18 protein-coding genes and 2 riboswitches are annotated in these 20,736 nt (G+C 32.0%); of the genes, 15 read left to right on the top strand and 3 right to left on the bottom strand.

Going from position 1 to position 20,736, the window contains the following annotated elements; genetic code table 11:
• Positions 1–13 precede the first annotated feature (13 nt).
• Positions 14–1,708, top strand: coding sequence for a molecular chaperone HscC (locus tag SPD90_RS11235; RefSeq protein ID WP_320925288.1), 1,695 nt, complete (start codon positions 14–16; stop codon positions 1,706–1,708).
• Between the two features lie 46 nt (positions 1,709–1,754).
• Here SPD90_RS11235 and SPD90_RS11230 read toward each other — a convergent pair whose 3' ends face one another.
• Positions 1,755–2,933, bottom strand: a complete 1,179-nt coding sequence (locus SPD90_RS11230; protein WP_320925287.1) for a YgeY family selenium metabolism-linked hydrolase — start codon at positions 2,931–2,933, stop codon at positions 1,755–1,757.
• A gap of 138 nt (positions 2,934–3,071) precedes the next feature.
• Between SPD90_RS11230 and SPD90_RS11225 the strand changes: the two genes are divergently transcribed.
• Positions 3,072–3,968 (top strand): AraC family transcriptional regulator, encoded by an 897-nt coding sequence (locus SPD90_RS11225; RefSeq protein ID WP_320625435.1) that lies wholly within the window; start codon positions 3,072–3,074, stop codon positions 3,966–3,968.
• 44 nt (positions 3,969–4,012) lie between these two features.
• Here SPD90_RS11225 and SPD90_RS11220 read toward each other — a convergent pair whose 3' ends face one another.
• Positions 4,013–4,828 (bottom strand): SEC-C metal-binding domain-containing protein, encoded by an 816-nt coding sequence (locus tag SPD90_RS11220; protein WP_320925286.1) that lies wholly within the window; start codon positions 4,826–4,828, stop codon positions 4,013–4,015.
• A 369-nt stretch (positions 4,829–5,197) separates the two neighbouring features.
• Positions 5,198–5,322, top strand: a riboswitch (molybdenum cofactor riboswitch).
• A 279-nt stretch (positions 5,323–5,601) separates the two neighbouring features.
• On the opposite strand from SPD90_RS11220, the gene SPD90_RS11215 reads away from it, so the two are divergent.
• From SPD90_RS11215 to SPD90_RS11160, 12 genes are all read left to right on the top strand, one after another.
• Positions 5,602–8,331: a molybdopterin-dependent aldehyde oxidoreductase gene (locus SPD90_RS11215; RefSeq protein WP_320625908.1), complete on the top strand. Its 2,730-nt coding sequence runs from the start codon at positions 5,602–5,604 to the stop codon at positions 8,329–8,331.
• A gap of 147 nt (positions 8,332–8,478) precedes the next feature.
• Positions 8,479–10,737: a pyridine nucleotide-disulfide oxidoreductase/dicluster-binding protein gene (locus SPD90_RS11210; RefSeq protein ID WP_320625907.1), complete on the top strand. Its 2,259-nt coding sequence runs from the start codon at positions 8,479–8,481 to the stop codon at positions 10,735–10,737.
• Position 10,738: 1 nt separating this feature from the next.
• A complete protein-coding gene (locus SPD90_RS11205; protein ID WP_320925285.1) occupies positions 10,739–10,960 on the top strand; it encodes a DVU_1557 family redox protein in 222 nt (73 codons plus the stop codon).
• Positions 10,960–11,589: a class I SAM-dependent methyltransferase gene (locus SPD90_RS11200; RefSeq protein ID WP_320925284.1), complete on the top strand. Its 630-nt coding sequence runs from the start codon at positions 10,960–10,962 to the stop codon at positions 11,587–11,589. Before SPD90_RS11205 ends, SPD90_RS11200 begins: the two co-directional genes overlap by 1 nt.
• Before the next feature lie 4 nt (positions 11,590–11,593).
• Complete coding sequence (locus tag SPD90_RS11195) at positions 11,594–12,016, top strand: DVU_1555 family C-GCAxxG-C-C protein (protein ID WP_320625905.1); 423 nt, start codon at positions 11,594–11,596, stop codon at positions 12,014–12,016.
• A gap of 40 nt (positions 12,017–12,056) precedes the next feature.
• Positions 12,057–13,100, top strand: a complete 1,044-nt coding sequence (locus tag SPD90_RS11190; protein ID WP_320925283.1) for an XdhC family aldehyde oxidoreductase maturation factor — start codon at positions 12,057–12,059, stop codon at positions 13,098–13,100.
• Positions 13,100–14,233 carry a DVU_1551 family NTP transferase gene (locus SPD90_RS11185; protein ID WP_320925282.1) on the top strand — a complete coding sequence of 378 codons (1,134 nt, stop codon included), beginning with the start codon at positions 13,100–13,102 and terminating at the stop codon, positions 14,231–14,233. The genes SPD90_RS11190 and SPD90_RS11185 overlap by 1 nt, the downstream gene beginning before the upstream one ends.
• Complete coding sequence (locus SPD90_RS11180; RefSeq protein ID WP_320925281.1) at positions 14,230–15,348, top strand: aminotransferase class V-fold PLP-dependent enzyme; 1,119 nt, start codon at positions 14,230–14,232, stop codon at positions 15,346–15,348. Before SPD90_RS11185 ends, SPD90_RS11180 begins: the two co-directional genes overlap by 4 nt.
• Positions 15,341–15,631: a hypothetical protein gene (locus tag SPD90_RS11175; RefSeq protein ID WP_320925280.1), complete on the top strand. Its 291-nt coding sequence runs from the start codon at positions 15,341–15,343 to the stop codon at positions 15,629–15,631. The genes SPD90_RS11180 and SPD90_RS11175 overlap by 8 nt, the downstream gene beginning before the upstream one ends.
• Before the next feature lie 20 nt (positions 15,632–15,651).
• Entirely contained in the window at positions 15,652–17,085 is a 1,434-nt protein-coding gene (gene trsS, locus SPD90_RS11170) for a radical SAM (seleno)protein TrsS (protein ID WP_320925279.1), read from the top strand.
• Positions 17,086–17,087: 2 nt separating this feature from the next.
• Positions 17,088–18,398 carry a DVU_1553 family AMP-dependent CoA ligase gene (locus SPD90_RS11165; RefSeq protein WP_320925278.1) on the top strand — a complete coding sequence of 437 codons (1,311 nt, stop codon included), beginning with the start codon at positions 17,088–17,090 and terminating at the stop codon, positions 18,396–18,398.
• 20 nt (positions 18,399–18,418) lie between these two features.
• Complete coding sequence (locus SPD90_RS11160; RefSeq protein WP_320925277.1) at positions 18,419–19,009, top strand: histidine phosphatase family protein; 591 nt, start codon at positions 18,419–18,421, stop codon at positions 19,007–19,009.
• Between the two features lie 50 nt (positions 19,010–19,059).
• Here the strand turns inward: SPD90_RS11160 and SPD90_RS11155 are convergent, their stop codons facing one another.
• A complete protein-coding gene (locus tag SPD90_RS11155; protein ID WP_320925276.1) occupies positions 19,060–19,452 on the bottom strand; it encodes a hypothetical protein in 393 nt (130 codons plus the stop codon).
• 136 nt (positions 19,453–19,588) lie between these two features.
• Positions 19,589–19,707, top strand: a riboswitch (molybdenum cofactor riboswitch).
• Between the two features lie 122 nt (positions 19,708–19,829).
• Here SPD90_RS11155 and SPD90_RS11150 point away from each other — a divergent pair.
• The coding region (locus SPD90_RS11150; RefSeq protein WP_320925275.1) for a molybdopterin-binding protein at positions 19,830–20,736 on the top strand (907 nt) is incomplete at its 3' end.

Here is a 20,736-nt window from a genome sequence, read left to right as displayed (position 1 = left end):
GAGAGACGACATTATGATAATAGGAATTGACTTAGGAACTACAAACAGCTTAGCCTGTTATTTCGATAAAAATCAGACAAAGATGATACCAAATAGATTGGGAGAAAATCTCACTCCTTCAGTCGTGAGCATAGATGAAGACGACAATATATACGTCGGAAAGGTCGCAAAGGAAAGAAAAATACTATATCCTGACATGACGGCAGATGTGTTTAAAAGAAGTATGGGGACTAATAAAGAATTTGTTTTAGGCGATAAAAAGTTTAAGGCGGAGGAATTATCGTCTTTTGTATTAAAATCCTTGAAGGAAGATGCTGAGGTATTTCTTCAAACAAAGGTCGAAGAGGCTATAATAAGTGTACCTGCGTACTTCAACGACGACCAAAGAAAGGCTACAAAAAAAGCTGGGGAGCTTGCAGGCCTTAAGGTAAATCGTATAATAAACGAGCCTACAGCTGCAGCAATAGCATATGGAATAGACAAAAGAGACGAAAATACTAGATTTTTAGTGTTTGACTTAGGTGGAGGAACATTTGATATTTCAATTTTAGAGAAGTTTAAAAACATAATGGAGGTAAGGGCAGTAGCAGGAGATAACTTCATAGGTGGAGAGGATTTTACAGAGGTACTTTATAGACTTTTCATAAATAAAGTAGGTATTGACGAAGAAAAGCTAGACAAAAAAACTCTATCTCGTATAAGAAAGCAATGTGAAAAGGCAAAGCTTGAGTTTTCAAACAAAAAGACAGTTATCATAAAATGCAATGTAGAAGATGTGCCTTACGAGACATCGGTAAATATAGACGATTATGAAAAATCATGTGAGCTCCTTTTAACTAAAATTAGAAAGCCTATAGAGAGAAGTTTAAAGGACGCCAAGATAAAATTAAATCAAATAGACGAGATAATTTTAATAGGAGGGGCTACAAGACTTCCTATAATTAGAAAATTTGTAGGAAAAATATTTGGCAGACTTCCAAATACCAGCGTAAATCCAGACGAAGCCGTCGCAATAGGTGCAGCACTTCAGGCGGCTATGAAGGAGAGAAATGAATGCATAAAGGATATTGTGCTTACAGATGTATGTCCTTTTTCACTTGGAACGGAGGTATCTGTAAAGACTATGAATAACAAGCGAGAATCAGGATATTTCTGTCCGATAATAGAAAGAAATACAGTGATACCGGTGAGCAGAACAGAAACTTTTTATACAGCCTATGACAACCAAACTAGAGTAGTAGTCGAGATTTTGCAGGGAGAAAGTAGACTAGCTAGAAATAATCTAAAGCTAGGTGAAATAGCTGTAACTGTGCCAAAAGGACCAGAAGGATCACAGTCTATCGATGTAACATATACATACGATATAAACTCTATATTAGAGGTTGTTGTAAAAGTAAATTCGACAGGCGAAAAGAAAAAGGTAATTATACAAAAGGGAAATGAAAAAATTTCAGAAGAAGATATAAAGGCTAGATTTGAAGAACTCAGCTATTTAAAAATCCATCCTAGAGACCAAGAAAAGAACAAGGAGCTTCTTTTTAGAGGTGAGAGAATGTACGAGGAGTTTACTGGTGAGGATAGACAGATTATAGCAAATGCACTTATACAGTTTGAGTCTGTCTTAGATAAGCAGGACAGTATTTTGATAGAACAAGCTAGAGCTGAGCTTAAAAGTCTTTTAGATGAAATAGAGGATGAAGAACTTTAAGATAAAACGCCCCTTGATAAGTTAATTTCAAGGGGCGTTTTAAATATTATAGATTATTTATCAAGTAAGTATAGAATTTGCAAGCATCTTTTATTTTATCGATATCACAATGCTCGTCTACCATATGGGCAAGCTTGTACTCTCCTGGACCAAAGCCTATAGTAGGTATGCCCATGCTGACTGGAGTGACTGCATTTGTTCCAAAGTCCCAGAAGTCGTATTTTTCAGGTTTAGATCCAAATGTCTCTTCATATGATTTATCACAGGCAAGTGTAAGCTCGTGGTTTCTATCGATTTTCCAAGGAGCGTGAATTGGTTCGTAAACTAATTTAGCACCCTTCCAGCTAGTATGTCTAAGTGTACCTATTTGCCAAGTTGCTCTTTTTCCTTCTATTATGGCATCCATTTCTTTTTTTACATCTTCTTCAGTTTCTCCAAGTACCATTCTTCTATCTATGTAGACGCTACATTCACTTGGAACTGCATTTAGAGATGCACTTACACAATTTATATCAGATAAAACCATAGTTCCATGAGGATTTCCCTTTTCAAATAATTCTTTATTTTTAGCTTCTATTCTTTGGATTATTTCAGCCATTTCGTATACAGCGTTTATTCCTTTTTCAGGAGCTGAGCCGTGAGCTGATACACCGTGAGTAGTTATAAGTATTTGAGCTTTACCTTTGTGGCCTAGAGTGATTATATTGTCTGATGGTTCACATATAACTACGTAGTCTGGTTTTAAATTGTATTCCTCGAAAAACATCTTTATATTTACACCATCGCAGAATTCTTCACATACTGAACCAGTAACGTAGATAGTTTTTCCTTGTAGTAAATCACATTCTTTAGCAATTGCTGCAGCGTAGACAGATGCTGCAAGGCCTGATTTCATATCTACAGAGCCTCTACCATATAATTTATTATCTACTATTTTTGCTTCAAAAGGTGGAACAGTCCAATCTTCAGGATTTGGAACTTGAACTGTATCTAGATGTGAATCGAACATTATTATTTTTTCTCCTGTACCAATTTTACCTACTACATTTCCTGTAGAATCTACAAATGCTTCATCGTATCCCAATTCCTTCATTTTATTTAAAACTGCTTCTACCATTTCTCCTTCTTCATCAGAGTAGCTTATAATTTTTACTAGCTCTTGAGTAAATTTTACAAGATCGTCTCCATATTTTTTGCAAGTTTCTAAAATATTATTTTTGTCCATAAAAATACCTCCTAGTTATATAACAGTATTTATTATTGATTACTGTGGATTTTATTAATATAATTATATTTAAAAAATAGATGTATTTATACTTAAATATTGTCTATTTATATAACTGTATTGTTAAGGAGTGGTAAAATGCAAATATACAATATAAAAGTGGATGAAAATAAAAGAGAAACTACAAATCATGGTGTCTATGAATTTCCTATAGTCATATACGAAACTGTTTTAGAAAAAAATGTGCTTGGATTTGTCAATTGGCATTGGCATGAGGAATTACAATTTTGTATAGTTACAAAAGGCGTTGTAGATTTTTATGTATCTGAAAATAAGTATACACTAAATGAAGGCGACGGTATATTTATAAACAGTCAACACTTACATATGGCAAAACCTGTATCATCTCCTTTAAATTCTTATATATGTATAGATTTTCATCCGAAGCTAATAGGGTCATTCCAAGGGAGCATTATAGCACAGAAATATATAAATCCTTATTTAAGCTGTAGAAATATTACAGCCATAGTTTTAAATAAAGAAGTTGAGTGGCAAAATTTTATATTGGAGAAAATAAAAGAGGTGCACAAACTCAATTATGAAAAAAGTGAGTTATATGAATTTGATATATATTTAAAATTATTAGAGATTTGGAAAATGATAATAGTAAATGTAAAAACCGATTACGATAATCACGACAGACCGAAAACAGATGATGATAACAGATTAAAATCAATTTTTTCTTATATACATCAAAACTACATGAATAAAATATCATTAGAGGATATCGCAAAAAGTGTGCATTTGAGCAAGAGTGAATGCTGTCATTTATTTAAAAGGAATGTAAAATGCACTATATTTGAATATATTCAGGATTACAGAATCAATAAAAGCATCGATTTTTTAAAAAATACAAATATGTCTATCAGCCAGATTTCATATGAAAATGGATTTTGTTCCTCTAGCTATTACTGTGAGGTATTTAGGAAAAAGACAAGTATGACGCCTAAGGAATATAGAAATCTAAATAAATAAAAATACTAGCTTGTTATTTTCGAAGCTAGTATTTTAAAAATAAATTATAAAATTTGTATAGTATCTTCCATATCGTCGTCTTTTATCATTTTATTTAATATTTCATTGGCTATTTGAGGAGTATTCCATTCTAATCCCTTTATATACTCGATTATTTGTAGGGATTCGTTGTATATAGTTGGGTATTTTTGTTTGTATATATCCTCAAATGGGTTTTCTATATCGTCGTCAGATAAATTCCAGTCTAAGCACTTTTGAATTAGTAGACATTTTAAAAAGTGTTTGTCGTACTTATGTAATTTTTCTTCCTCTTGATAGGAATTGACTACAGGTACTTGTATTTGTATTGATTTTTCAATATGAGATTTAAAGTCAAATCCGTATTGTTTAAGCTGTCTATTTATTATAGGATCTAAGATAACGTTGTTTAATACTGAAGCTAAATAAGCTTTTTTTGCATCATTTCCTATTATAGAGCAGCTTGGATATCCAGATTCTGATAATACTAAATGGCCTATTTCGTGAGCTAGGTCAAAATAGTCATTTTGATTTACATGTATATCCTTAAGTAAAATTGCATATGTATCTTCTCCAAGCTTAAGGCTTCTCATATTTCCATTTAAATCTGGTTTGTGAAGCCACATAATAGGATTTCTGATCCATCTAAGATTATCACATAAATATTCATATAAAAGCTGTGAACTTCCCATAAGTTGACCGATCATATAGTTGAAATCTATATATTGTGCATTTAGAGTGTCTTTTAAGAATTTGTCTCTCTCAACTTGGTTTATACAGCAGTTTTTATATTTTTTGCCACTTCTGCAAGGGCAGTCATCATTTCTACCTATTTTTGTCATATCATTTCCTCCATATGTACTAGAAATTAGGTGCAGAAAAATACCACACCTATTAATAATATAAATTATTATTTACATATAAATAATTTCTATAAAAAATATAAATATCCTCTAATTTTTTACAAATAGATAAAAAAGCAAATGTCGAAAAATAAATTTTTATATTAACTTTGTTAAAAAATTATAAAAAATAAAATAAATATTTCAGAATGATTTTTGTGGACGTTTGAAAAAAAGTGTTATGTTTTTGAAAATATTTTGTATACTTGTATACTTGATTTTATTCCAATATAAAATTGACAAATAATGTAAAAGCTGATATGATTTAATTAATAAATCAATAAAAAATAAATAGAAATATTTATGAAAATTAAATAAATTCTCCGATTTTAGTTTACCTAAGATAATAGATATTTATTATGGAGACTAAAACGTTAGGGTATATTTAGAAATAGATATACCTCCTGTTGGAAAGGAGATAGCTTATTAATATTAGTTAGTAATGGATCTCCTTAATATATAAAGGAGATTTTTTATTTAAAGAATTATATTAGAAGTTTGATAAATTTTTATTTATTCTGAATTTTCTAAAAATAATCTATTTTTGAAGTATTGGTGTTTATTAGATTTTTGGTTTGCTATCATAAACCTTTTTAATTTTGGGGAAAAGGTTTTGATATATATATTTTGTATATAATTTTAATTTAATTTAAGCTTTTTTCAAAGCTTGGATTATTTAAGAGTTATAGGCTTATATAAAGGGGGAATTAGAATTGTTATTAAAGAGACATTTTTTCATTAATGGTGTGAAGAGAAACTTAATGGTAGATCCAGAAAGTAGTTTAGCTTCAGTTTTACGTGAACAATTAATGCTTACAGGATGTAAAATAGGTTGTAACCAAGGTCACTGTGGTACTTGTACAGTTATATTAAATGGTAAACCAGTTCGTTCTTGTATAGTAAAAATGAAAAAAGTTCCAGAAGAATCTGTAATAGAAACTGTAGAAGGTTTAGCTAATGGTGATGAACTACATCCACTACAAGTTGCTTGGATGGGACATGGTTGTGCTCAATGTGGTTACTGTACTCCAGGTTTCTTAATGTCATCTAAAGCTTTACTAGCAGAAAATCCTTCTCCAACTAGAGAAGAAGTAAGAGATTGGTTCCAAAGCCATAAAAACTTATGCCGTTGTACTGGATACAAACCATTAGTTGATGCTGTTATGGATGCAGCAGCAGTAATGAGAGGCGAAAAATCTGTTGATGATTTAATATTCAAACCAGTAGGAAATGATATACTAGGTACTGAATATATAAGACCATCTGCAAAAGCTAAAGTAACTGGTACTTGGGATTACGGTGCTGATATAGACTTACAAATGCCAGAAGGTACTTTAAAATTAGCTTTAGTTCAAGCTGAAGTTTCACATGCTTTAATAAAAGGAATAGACTATTCTGAAGCATTAAAGGTTCCTGGTGTTCATAAAGTTATAACTGCTAAAGATGTTAAAGGTAATAATAGAATAAATGGTTTAGTATTCTTCCCAGGATACAACAAAGGTGATGGTTGGGATAGACCAATATTATGTGATGAAAAAGTATTCCAATATGGTGATGCTATAGCAGTAGTTGCTGCTGATACTGAAGCAATAGCTAGAGAAGCTGCTAAACTTGTTAAAGTTGACTTAGAAGTTCTTCCAGCTTACATGAGTGCTCCAGAAGCAATGGCTGAAGATGCTATAGAAATACATCCTGGAACTCCAAATGTATTCTATGAAACTAAATGTATAAAAGGTGAAGACACTGCTCCATTAATGGAAACTCTTCCAAATGTAGTAGAAGTTGAATCTTATTGTAGCCGTCAACCACATCTACCTCTAGAACCAGACTGTGGTCAAGCTTACATAAATGAAAACGGAAAATTAATCATACACTCTAAGAGTATCGGTATACATCTACATCACTTAATGATCTGTGAAGGTATAGGTGTAGCTCCAGAAGATTGTTACTTAGTACAAAACCCAACTGGTGGTACTTTTGGATATAAATTCTCACCAACTATGGAATCTATACTAGGTGTTTGCTGCTTAGCAACTGGTAGACCAGTTTCTCTAGTATATACTCAATATCAACAAATCACTTACACTGGTAAGAGATCTCCTGCATTCTTAAAGGTTAAACTTGGTGCAGATGAAAATGGTAAGATATTAGCATTAGAAGGTGAAAACTACGTAGACCATGGTCCATACTCTGAATTCGGTGACTTATTAACAATGCGTCTATCTCAATTCATGGGTGCTGGTTATGGTATACCTAACATAAGAAATAATTCTTACTGCGTATTTACTAACCATGCTTGGGGTAGTGCATTCAGAGGATACGGTGCTCCACAAAGTTTCATGGGTGTTGATACTGCAATAGATGTATTAGCTGATAAGATGGGAATGGACCCATTTGAATTAAGATATAGAAACGTTTATAGACCAGGAGATACTACTCCAACTGGTCAAACTCCTGAAGTATTCTCATTAGTTAAAATGATGGATGACTTAAGACCTGAATGGGAAGAAGCTAAGAAGAGAGTAGCTGCTAACTCTACTGATAAAGTTAAACGTGGTGTTGGTATATCTGTAGGTGTTTATGGATGTGGTCTTGATGGTGCTGACTCTTCAGAAGCTTATGCTGAAATCACTAAAGATGGTGTAACTTTATATAACTCTTGGGAAGATCATGGTCAAGGTGCTGATATAGCTACTATAACTATGGCTCATGAAACTCTTAAGAAAGCTGGATACAAACCAGAAGATTTCAAACTAGTATTATGCGATATGGAATTCACTCCAAACAGTGGTCCTGCTGGTGGAAGTAGATCTAACGTTGTTACTGGTAATGCTACTAGAATAGCTGCTGAAAACTTATTAGCTGCTTTAGATAAAGGTGACGGTACTTATCGTACTTACGATGAAATGGTTGCAGAAGGTTTACCAACTAAATACACTGGTAAATGGGTTGCTTCTGAATGTACTGACTGTGATGGTGCTACTGCTCAAGGTAAACCATTCAGTAACTACATGTATGTATTAAATATGCCAGAAGTTGCTGTTGATATGGAAACTGGTAAAGTTACAGTTGAAAAATTCACTATGTCAGTTGACTGTGGTACTATAATCAATAAATTAGTAGTTGAAGGTCAAGTTTATGGTGCTTTAGCTCAAGGTATAGGTCTTGCATTAACTGAAGACTTCGAAGACTTAAGCAAACATACTTCATTAGTTAAATGTGGTATACCACAAATCAAAGACGTTCCAGATGATTTAGTATTACACTTTGAAGAAACTCCAAGACCAGAAGGACCTTATGGTGCATCTGGTGTAGGTGAAGGACCTCTAGCTGCTCCTCACCCAGCTATATTAAATGCTATATTCAATGCTACTGGTGCTAGAATCACTAAGATACCAGCTACTCCAGACGTTGTTAAAGCTGCATTAGACGCATTAAAATAAGTAATACTAACTTAAAAATAGAATAATTGAAACTGTATAAGAGTAATTTTAAATACTGCTCTTGTTAAGTGAATGATAAGGAGGGCTTAAAAACTTAAGCCCTTCTTTTAATCTATAATCATAATTTATTTTATGGAGGAATTTTATATGGATAATAGTAGTTTTAAAGATAAAGTTTTTTTTAGCGAATCATTTTTAAGAGGACTAGAAAGTAAGTGTGTCCAAAGTGAACCTCCTTGGTGTAACGCTATGTGTCCTATACATGTAGATGTTAGAGAAATATGTAAATTAGTTTCAGCTGGAAAATTTACTGAAGCTAGAAAGATATATGAAGACAGAGTGGTATTTCCTAATATAATGAGCAAAATTTGTGAGCAAAAATGTAAATCTAAATGCCTAAGAAATGGACTAGGCGATGCTATAAATGTAAGGGATATAGAGATTGCATGTATGAAATATGGACAACACACTAAGAAGAGGGTGTTTAGAAAATTTAAAAAAAAGGGAAATGTACTCGTTGCCGGTTCTAGCTTATCAGGACTTATAGCGGCCCTTGAAATTAAATTAAAAGGATATACAGTAGATCTTTTTGAAAAAGGAGATTTATTAGGTAAAAGTATATATGAAGAAAATAAAGGCGTTTTAGAAGAAGATGCTATTAAACAAGATCTTAAAAAATTAACTGATGAAGAAGTAAATATTTGTTTAAACACAGAGTTTAATATAGATGATTTAGATAAATACAAAGAAAAATACGATGTAATTATAATCGACGGAAATGTATATGATTTAGGATTATCATATAATGAAATAAGTTTACAGCATGAAGATGACATAGTTTTTTATATACCAAAATTAGATTTAGCAATTGATCGTATAGATTACGGAAAAAGAGCGACAAATTCTATCTATAGATTTTTCCAAAAGAGTCATATGTACAGTGCCAGAGAAACTGAGGGAAGTCACGATACAAAATTAATTACTGTATTAGATAAAATAGAGCCTCAAGAGCCTGTAGCTATGGCAAATGGAGAATTTTACACTGAAGAAGAGGCTGTAAAGGAAGCCAGTAGATGTATAGATTGTAACTGCTTAGAATGTATAAAGGGATGCGAATTTTTAAGACATTACGGTGAAACACCAGTAAAACTTACAAGAACAACTCAAACTAACTTAGCTATTTCAGTTGGAAATCATACTGCGAATAAGATGATAAATTCTTGTAGCTTATGTGGTCAATGTGCTGAAATTTGTCCAAATGGTGTAAATTTTGTTGATTTCCTTTACTGGACTAGAAGCGATATGGTAAGAACAGAAAAAATGCCTCAATCTGCTTTTGAATTTGCATGGCAAGATATGGAATTTAGTAATAGTGACGAGTACTTCACAATTATAAATCCTAAAAACACATCTTCAGATTCTAAATACGTATTTTTCCCAGGATGCCAAATGGGTGCATCAGAACCTGATTTGGTAAAAGTAATATATAAAGATTTAAATGAAAAATTAGATGACACAGTAGGTATAATGCTTGGATGCTGTGGAGCGATAGGTCCTTGGTCTGGTGAAGTAGCTAAATTTAAAGAAGCTATAGAGCTTATTAAAAAATCTATAGAAGAAATGGGTTCACCTAATGTTATAACTGCTTGTCCTACATGCTATAAAATATTTAAAGAAAATTTAGAAAATGTAGAAATAAGCATGGTATACGATTATATAGATGACAAACAGCTTAAAAATGTTGGAAATGGTAGATGTGTAGCTGTAGATGACCCATGTTCTGCACGTTATGAAGTAGAATTACAAGACAAAGTGAGAGAAATAAGTGAAAAATTAGGTTACAATCTACAAGAATTAGACTACAATAAAAAAGAGACTACTTGTTGTGGATACGGAGGACTTACTTGTTTTTCTCATAGAGAATTGAGAGAGGATATAGTTCAAAGTAGAATCGACCAAAGTGATTTAGCTTATATTACTTACTGTATTAACTGTAGAGATGCCTATTTAGGGCAAAATAAAGAATCAAAACATATACTACAACTAATTTACGACTTTGAAGGGAAGAATAAAAAACCTAATTTATCAGAAAGAAGGTATAACAGAGTGCAACTTAAATTAGATTTACTAGGCAAAACAGACAAGAACGACTACGAAGTAAACTTAATAATAAGTAAAGAATTAGAAGAAAAATTTGAAGAAAAGCTTATTTTATTTAAAGATGTTCACGACACAATAGCATATGCAGAGGCTAATAATGAAAAATTCTTGAACAAGAATAAAAATACATTCTTAGCTTATCGCACTATAAAAAATGTTACTTTCTGGGTTGAATATACAGTAGAAGGCGACAAATATTTAGTACATAATGCTTATAGTCATAGAATGAAGATAGAGGTGGATTAGTATGCATGAAGGTTACGATAGTTTTTACGATTATGACAGCGAATCAATGATTTGCGTAAAATGTAATGAGCCGCTTAAAAAAGGAAAGGTTACATTAGAATATTTAGGAAGTAGTTTTCCAGTTGAGCTACCTGTGTGCCCTAAATGTCATAGAGTATTCATAGATGAATCTCTATCAAGTCCGAAAATATACACAGTTGAAAAGTCATTAGAGGATAAATAATGTTTGACAAAATTAAAGATTTTAATATAGGTGGTCTTTATCTAATCGACGAGCTTTTAGATAAATACCACCTAGACAAAAATGCAAAGGTACTAGATATAGGCTGTGGAAGTGGAGGCGCTGTAGACTTTTTAAGTAAAAAGGGTCTCGATGCAGTAGGCATAGACATATCTGAAGATATAATAAATGAAGGAAAAAGTAAATACGGAGATATAAATCTTGTGGTAATGGACGCACATTCTATGGATTTTGAAAAGAATTATTTCGATATAATCTCCATAGAATGTAGTCTATCTATAATGGACAATCCGAAATTAGTTTTAAATAGTTGTAGAGATATTTTAAAGGATAATGGAATTATCCTATTAGGTGATTTTTTCTTTAAAGAAAATACAGATAAAAGCAATGCCTATACATTAGATTATTGGTATAAGCTATGTGAAGATATGGGCTTTAAAGTAGTAGATTTTAAGGATCAATCTAAAAATTGGAGAAATTATATAGGCAAGGTGCTCTGGGAGTACGGAAGTCTTGAAATATTGCTCGGAGGATGTAATAGCTGCGATTTAAATAAGACTATGCTAAGTAGAAAAACAGGCTATTTTTTAATAACTTTAGTTAAGGGGTGATAGCATGGACGAAATGTATATGATGGAATTAGCTACAAAGGGATATTACTGTAGTCAAATTCTTATGAAGGCTATATTAGATGCTGAAGAAAAAGAAAACAGTGATTTAATAAGAGCTATGGGAGGCCTTATAGGAGGTCTTGGATTTAATCAAAGAATTTGCGGTGCACTTACTGGTGGTATATGTGCAATCGGATATTTCACATGCAAGGGAGAAGATGATGAAATAGAAGATGAAAATGCAAAGGAAATGATAAAAAAGCTTATCGAATGGTTTGAAACAGAAGGGACAAATGGAAAGGGAACTGAATGCAAGGATATAATAGATGGAGATCTAAAAAATCAAATGAAGGTTTGTCCTAATTTAGTATCAAGTACACTTGAAAAAGTATTTGATATACTTGCTGAATATGGCTATGATGTATAGTATTTAAAATATATAACGACATAATAAGGGGGCTATTTTTATGAACAATATATATGAAGAAGGTTTAAAATTACTAAAAAATAAAGAGAGCTTTGTGCTAGCTAGTATAATCAAAAGTACAGGCTCAACTCCTCGTTCAGAAGGTACAAAAATGATTGTCAGAAAGGATAGATCTATAATAGGTACAGTCGGCGGAGGAATAATGGAATCCAGATGTATGGATATAAGTGTAGATGCAATTAAAGACAAAAAAACTTTTGTATATGAGTTTCATCTAGATAGCAAGGATGCACACAAATCAGAAATGGTTTGCGGTGGAAATGGAGAACTATTAATAAATTACATCGATGCAGAAGACGAAAATAATATAAAGGTTTTTGAAAAGGCTGTAGACGTTGTAGAAAACAACAAAAAAGGATGGATTGTTACAATCATTTTCAACCAAGAGGATAAAAAGCAAGTTGTATTTGTAGATGATAAAGGAAATATAACTGGAGAATTTGGTGGAGATGATACAATCAAATTTAAATTACAAAATGGAATAGGAACTCTTGGAATTCACAGTGATGTTATAGATACAGAGAGATATATAGTTGAAAAAGTTCATTCTTCAGGAAAAGCATTCGTATTTGGTGCAGGACATGTTTCTAAAGAGGTTGCGACAATTTTAAATCTAATAGAATTCGATACAATTGTAATCGATGATAGAGAGGATTTTGCAAATAAAGATAGATTCCCTGATTCAAAGGTAGTAGTTTTAGATAAGATGGATGAAATACCAGATATGGGAATTGACGACGACAGCTATATCCTTATAATAACAAGAGGTCACTTATACGACTACAATGTTTTAGAATGGGCATTAAAGACTAATGCTTATTACATAGGAATGATAGGAAGTAAGACTAAGATAAAAATGACTTATGACAAGATAAGACAAGCAGGATTTACTGATGAAGATATAAAGAGAGTTCATGCACCTATAGGAATCGATTTAGCTGCTAAAACTCCAGCTGAAATAGCAGTAAGTATCGCTGGAGAGCTTATAAATGAAAGAGCTGGAAAGGAGAAAAATTTAAAATAATGAAAATAGGTGGATTAATTGTAGCTGCAGGTCTTTCATCTAGGATGAAAAATTTTAAACCTTTAATGAAAATAGACGATAAGCCTTTAATTTTACATACTATAGATAGCCTGAGAAGAAGTGGTATAAAAGATGTATGCGTTGTTTTAGGATACAGGGGTGAAGAAATAGAAGAGGCTCTAAAGGACGAGGAAGTAACTATGGTTTACAACCATAAATTTAGAGAAACCTCAATGTACGATTCATTTAAAATCGGATTAGAGAAGATAAAGGATAGCTGTGATGCAATTGCATTTACACCAGCTGATATAGGCTTTGTTACTAAGTATACTGTCGATTTACTTGTAGAAGAGATGAATAGAGGGGAAAAAAACATTGTATATTCAAGGTTTGACGGTGTAAAAGGACATCCTACCATAATAAGCGCTAAGTGCTTTGACTATCTGCTAAATTACGGCGGAGAGGGAGGACTTAAATTAGCTCTTACAAATATGGACGAGGATTCTATAATACTAGATACACCAGATAAATTCGTATTACTAGATACAGACACTCCAGATGATTTTGAAAAGGTAAAAAATTACTATGAAAATAGAAATTACCTTACAGAAGACGAGTGCATGAATTTACTCGAATATTCAAATGTACCTCAAAATGTAGTAAATCATTCAGAAAAAGTAAAAGAGGTCGCCTGTGATTTAGCAGAAGCTATAAATAAAGCGTTGGGTGAGTCTAAAATCGATATAAGATTGATTTCATCATCAGCATTGCTTCACGATATAAAAAGGTCTGAAAAGAAACACGCATTAGAAGGTGCTAAATTCTTAAATGATTTAGGATATGATAAAATTGCAAAAATAGTCAAAACTCATATGACCTTAGATGAAGAATATGAGGATTTATTAAATGAGAATTCTATATTATATTTAGCTGATAAATTAATATATGAAGATAAATTCGTGGGTGTAGAAAATAGATTTAAAAATAAAATAGAAAAATATAAAGACGACTCTATTGTATATCAAAATGTAATCAAAAGATACAATGCAGCTGTTAAAATAGAGTCTAATGTAGTATCTAATATAGGTAAAACCTATGAAAATTTAAAAATAAAATGGAGGGATAGTGTATGATTTATTTCAATAATGGAGCAACATCATGGCCAAAACCAAGCTGTGTTGCAGAGGCTGTAAAAAAAGCTATAGAAGATTTTCCATCAAGCGACCACAGAAGTGGTGTTGAAGAAGAGGAAAAATATACTTGTAGAGATTTACTAGCTAAACTTTTACAAGTTGAAAGTTCTGACAGTATAGTTTATGGAACTAATGCTACTTTTGGACTAAATTTAGCTATCCATGGATTTGACTTCCAAAAGGGAGATAAAGTTTTAACTACAGCTGCAGAACATAACTCAGTTTTAAGACCTCTATACTACCTTAAACAAGAAGGTATAATAGAATATGAAATTTTAGATGTAGACAATCAAGGTAGAATAAATCCAGAATTATGGGAAGAAAAAATAAAAGAGATGAAGCCTAAAATGGTAGTATTTACTCATGCTTCAAATGTAACTGGAGCAGTAAACGATGCCGAAACCTTAGCTAAAATAGCTAAAAAATACGGTGCAGTAGTTTTACTAGATGCATCTCAAAGCTTAGGACTTATAGATGTTCTTCCTGAAAAATGGGGAATTGATATGGTCGCATTTACAGGTCATAAGTACTTACTTGGACCACAAGGTACAGGTGGACTTTATGTATCTAAGGATATAAAATTAAATCCAGTTTTACAAGGTGGAGTAGGTATATTAAGTGATCAAGATACTATGCCAGAGTTTATGCCACTTAGAATGGAAGCTGGAACACCTAATGGACCTTCTTTTAAAGGATTAGAGGCTGCACTTAGATGGGCATCTCAAAATCCAATAGATAAATCTAAAATAGATAAATTAATAGAGAAAATAAAGACAGCATTAAAAGAATTAGGAGCATATGTAGTAGATGTAGAAGGTGAAAGCACTCCTGTACTTTCATTTACTCTTCCAAATATGAGCGCTGCTGAAGCAGGAGAAGATCTTCAAATGGGATTTGAAATAGTTTGTAGAACTGGTCTTCACTGTGCTCCATTAATTCACAAATGCATAGGTACTCATCCAAAGGGCAGTATAAGAATTAGTTTATCTAGATTTACTACAGAAGAAGAAGTAGATTACTTTATAGAATCAGTAGGAAAAATAGTAAATGGATAACTTTGAAGTTAAAAAGGTAGAAAACTGCTTTAAAAACAGTCAAACATATGAGTACAAAATAGATGTGAATTTAGATAAAGAATTTATAGACGATAAGCTATCTGTACTAGGTGAAGTAACTGTAAAACCATACAGAAGACCTATATTTATGATAACTTGTCAAGATAACACAAAAATTAAGGGGATTATAAACTCTAAAACTATGAAGGTTAGTTTTGAAGACGGTAAGGTAGAAGATAGTAAAATAGAATTTGAAAAATTTCTAAACGACTTACTGAAATAACGACGTAAAGGAAGAAAATTATGCACAATATTATAAATTATGTAGAAAGTGTGTGTCCAGTTTGCCTAAAAAAGGTTATGGCACAAAAAGTTGAATACGACGATGGAGTGTATTTAGAAAAAACTTGCGATGAACACGGATTTTTCAAGACTTTAATCTGGGAAGGACAAGATTACAAGACTTGGAGAGGTAAAGAGGTTTATAAGACTCCAGAGGTTCTAGGCAGTGATGTAAATAAGGGTTGTCCTTATGATTGTGGAATTTGTAGTGAGCATAGACAAGAGACTTGCTGTGTACTATTAGAGTTAACCGATAGATGTAACTTAAAATGTCCTATATGCTTTGCCTCAGCTAATGAACATGTAAAGCCTGATGTGAGCATAGAGAGAGTAGCTGAATATTTCGATTATTTGATGGATTGTGGAGGTCCATATAATATACAATTATCAGGTGGAGAACCTACTATGAGGGACGACTTAGATCAAATAATCAAAATAGGAAAGGAAAAGGGATTTACCTTCTTCCAATTAAATACTAACGGCATTAGAATAGCTGAGGATGCTTCTTACATAAAAAAACTAGCTGATGCTGGATTAAATACTGTATTTTTACAATTCGATGGACTTACTGAAAAGCCTTATATAAGACTTAGAGGCAAGAAGCTACTTAGAACTAAGCTAAAAGCAATCGAAAATTGTAAAAAGGCAGGTGTAGGTGTAGTACTAGTTCCTACTGTAGAGAAAGATGCAAACTTAGATCAATTGGGAAAAATCATAGAATTTGCAATAAACAATATGCCTGCAGTGAGAGGTGTGCATTTCCAACCTATTAGCTACTTCGGAAGATATGAAAATAGGGACGAAACATTTAGAATAACTATTCCTAAGATGATTAAGGAAATAGAAAATCAAATGAATGGCAAGATGAAGGTCGAAGACTTCATGCCAGGAGGAGCCGAAAACTCTTATTGCTCTTTCCACGCTAACTTCTTAGTAAATGAAGATAGAAGCTTGAGAGCTCTAGGAAGTAGAACATCTTGTTGTTCAAAGCCTACTTCATCAAAGCAATCTAGAGAGTTTGTCGCTAAGCAATGGTCTGGTAGAAAGGATATAGATCTTAATGAGCCTATAAATTGTTGCTCAGCAGAAGTAGAAGAAGCTTCATGTTGCTGCGAACCAAAACCAAAGGTAGAAAAAGCTTCATGCTGTTGTTCGGCTGAAACTTCTAAACAAGAAGTAGTAGGAACAAGATCACTAGATGATTTTATTGAGAGATTTGAAAAATATACATTAGCTATATCTGCTATGCTATTCCAAGATGCATGGAACTTAGATATAGATAGATTAAAACAATGCTATATACACGTTGTAAGCGACGATGAAAACATAAAACTAGTACCATTTTGCGCATATAATTTAACTAATACGAAGGGCGAGTATTTACACAGAAAGTAAATATGAGACTAGACGATTGGATAAATAAAAAAATATTCGATAATAAGAAGGTTAAGTTGACTAGAGAGGATTTAGATAATTATCAGCTCGAAAGACTTAACTATCTTATTGAATACACAAAAGACAATTCACCTTTTTATAGAAGGCTTTATAAGGATATAGACAAGCTAAACTCATTAGATGAGCTTACAAAGCTTCCTATAACGAATAAATACGATATACTAGAGTGCGATAAAAAAATGGTATGTGTATCTCAAAGCGAGATATCTAGAATAGTTTCATTAAAAACGTCTGGTACAACAGGAAAGTGTAAGACTATTTATTTTACAGAAGAAGATCAAGATTTGACTATCGATTTTTTTGGAGCTGGAATTAGTTTATTAGCCCAAAAAGGCGATACGATGATGATTTTACTTCCATGTGAAAGAGAAAATGGTGTAGGAGATTTAATTAGAAAAGGGCTACACAATATAGAAGTAAAGCCAGTGCCTTATGGTCTTTTAGATACATTTGAGCGCTGTGCAAATAGCATTATAGAAAACAAAGTAAACTCTATAGTTGGAATGCCTGTAGAGATTCTAGCTTTAGGCAGATATATAAAAGAAAAACATTTAAATATAAAATTAAAGAGCATACTTTTAAGTGCTGATATGGTCAGTCGTGAAATTGTAGAAGAAATAAAAGAAGCTTACGATTGTGAAGTTTTTAACCATTTTGGCATAACAGAGGCTGGCCTTGGTTGTGCAGTAGAATGTTCATACCACACAGGTATGCATATTAGAGAAAATGATATACTTATGGAAGTAGTAGATCCAGTTACAAAAGAACCTCTAGAAGATGGTAAGGTCGGAAAAGTATTGCTTACAACATTGACTAGAGCTGCAATGCCTCTAATTAGATATGAAACGGGCGATATAGGCGCACTTGTCCCTGGTACTTGTTCATGTGGCAGTCCACTAAAGAGACTTGACTATATCGATTATAGAGAGGCAAATGTATTTTACTTAGATGACGATTCATTTATAAATATAAAAGATCTAGATGGCAGTTTATTTAAAATAAAAAATTTGATAAACTGTAGAATTGAGATACAAGATAAGTCTAAATTAAATATAAAATTAGCAGTTTTAGATTTAAATAACGACAACAAAGATTATGATTTATTGATTTCTAAAGCTAAAGAATTGCTTTTAAATATCGAGGCTATTAAAAAAGCAGTAGATACAAATCAATTAGATATCGATATAGAAGTAGAATACACAGATAAATGGATCAATTATTACATGGGTAAACGAAAAATTATATACGATTGATTTTTAACTTAGGAGAACAGATGAAAATATATTTAATAAGACATGGCAGACTAAATTGGGAAGACGGAATCAAAAAATGTATTGGAATAACTGATATAGAGCTTAGCCACGAGGGTACCCAAAAGGCGAAATCAAACGGCGTTTTTTTAAAGGATAAAAATATAAAAAAAATCTATACAAGCGATTTAAATAGATGTAAAGATTCGGCAAAAATTATGTCGGATTACCTAAATATACCGTATTTTATAGATAGAGATCTTAGAGAGATAGATATGGGTATTTGGGAGAATAAATCTTTTAGTGAGATTAAAAAATTATACCCACTTGAATATGAAGAGAGGGGAAATAATATAGCTTCTTTTGATAAGCACGGTGGGGAATCGTTTGAAAAATGCTTTGAAAGAGCTAAAAATGCCTTAAATAAGCTGACAATAGAAAATGAAGGCGACAATATAGCTTTAGTAACTCACAGCGGTATTATTAAATGTTTAATAGCTTATATAGATAAAATACCTTTAAATGATGTTTTAAGTATAAAACAGGATTACGGTGCGATAAACGTAGTTTCATTTGAAGATAAAAAATTTGAAATGCTACAAAAAAATATATAGCTAAAAAAGGTGCCACATAGGCGCCTTTTTCTATCTAATTTATAATATGTCTAGTGTTCATGTCCTGGGCATCTAGCTTCGTTACGACCTCTACCAGTTACGTCGATTATTTTTTCAACAGCTATACTAGATAAAAATACTATTTCTGAAGGATTTCCGTGAAGGTCTTCACCAGTTAATCTTATACCGTTAGAATTTTCTATGTATGATAGAGGAACTGATCTTCTATATAATTTGTTAGTTGTATTGTCCTTTAATTCTAATACTGCATCATCTGAGCTTATGAAATCTACACGTTTTTCATTGTCTTCACAGATTTTTTCAGAGAAACAATTTAAAACTTGGTTCATAACTTCGTTTTTTAAACGTAGTAAATCTTTGTCGCTTTTGAAATTAGATGATTCAATTATTTTGTTTATAACTTCCTTTAATTCATTATTCATAAGAATAACCTCCCGCCTAAATAAAAATTTATATAAAAAGTAAAATATATATATATTATACTACAAATTTTTCTATATTTGCCATTAAATTGACAAATTATAGTTAAAATGCTACTATTTAATCAAATATACAAATGTTAAACGATTTCTCCGATTTTAGTGTTCTAAGGCTATTTTGCTATGAATGTTAAAACGTTAGGGTGTATTTAGAAATGAATATGCCTCCTGTTGGAAAGGAGATTTTTCTTTGTCTAAAGAGATAATTTTCTTTTAAAACTAAAGTGAAATTTTTTAATATTAAGTAGAAATTATAGACAGTCATAAATTAAAACAATGTAAATTACAAAAATAGTTTTGAAAGTTGAGGGTGATGTTGAATGAAATGTGTAAAAACTCAAGATGCTGTTGGACATGTTCTTTGCCACGATATAGTCCAAATAATAAAGGATGTAAAGAAGGATACAGCTTTTAGAAAGGGTCATATAGTGACAGAGGAAGATATTCCTGTTTTACTATCTTTAGGTAAGGATAATCTTTATATTTGGGAAAAAACAGAAGGTATTCTTCATGAAAATGAAGCTGCAGAATACCTTAGAGATATATGTTTAAATGAAAATATGACTGAAACACCTGTTAAAGAGGGTAAAATCGAGATTATCGCAGATGCAGATGGTCTTTTAAAAATAGATGTAGATAGATTAAAAGCAGTAAATAGTCTAGGAGAAATGATGATAGCTACTAGACATACAAATACAATGGTTAAAAAAGGTGACAAGCTTGCTGGAACAAGAATAATACCTCTTTTAATTGAACAAGAAAAAATGGAAAAAGCTAAAGAAGTAGCTGGAGATAAACCTATATTATCTCTACTTCCATATAAAAAGAAAAAAGTAGGCGTAGTTACAACTGGAAATGAAGTTTACTATGGAAGAATAAAGGATACTTTTGGTCCTGTTGTAATCGATAAGGTAAAAGAATTTGATGCAGATGTAATGGGTCAAGTTATAGTAAACGACGATATGGAAAAAATAACAAAAGCAGTTTTAGATTATATAGACCAAGGTGCTGAATTAGTACTATGTACAGGTGGTATGAGTGTAGACCCAGACGATAAGACACCAGGAGCTATAAAGGCTACAGGAGCTAGAATAGTTTCTTATGGAGCACCAGTTCTTCCAGGAGCTATGCTTTTAATAGCTTATTATGAAAAGGATGGAAAACAAGTTCCAATAGTAGGTCTTCCAGGATGTGTAATGTATGCTGCTAGAACTATATTCGATTTAG

It is taken from the genome of Intestinibacter sp. (assembly GCF_034113885.1).
Classification (GTDB): Bacteria; Bacillota; Clostridia; order Peptostreptococcales; family Peptostreptococcaceae; genus Intestinibacter.
This window is presented reverse-complemented; position numbering and strand designations above follow the sequence as displayed.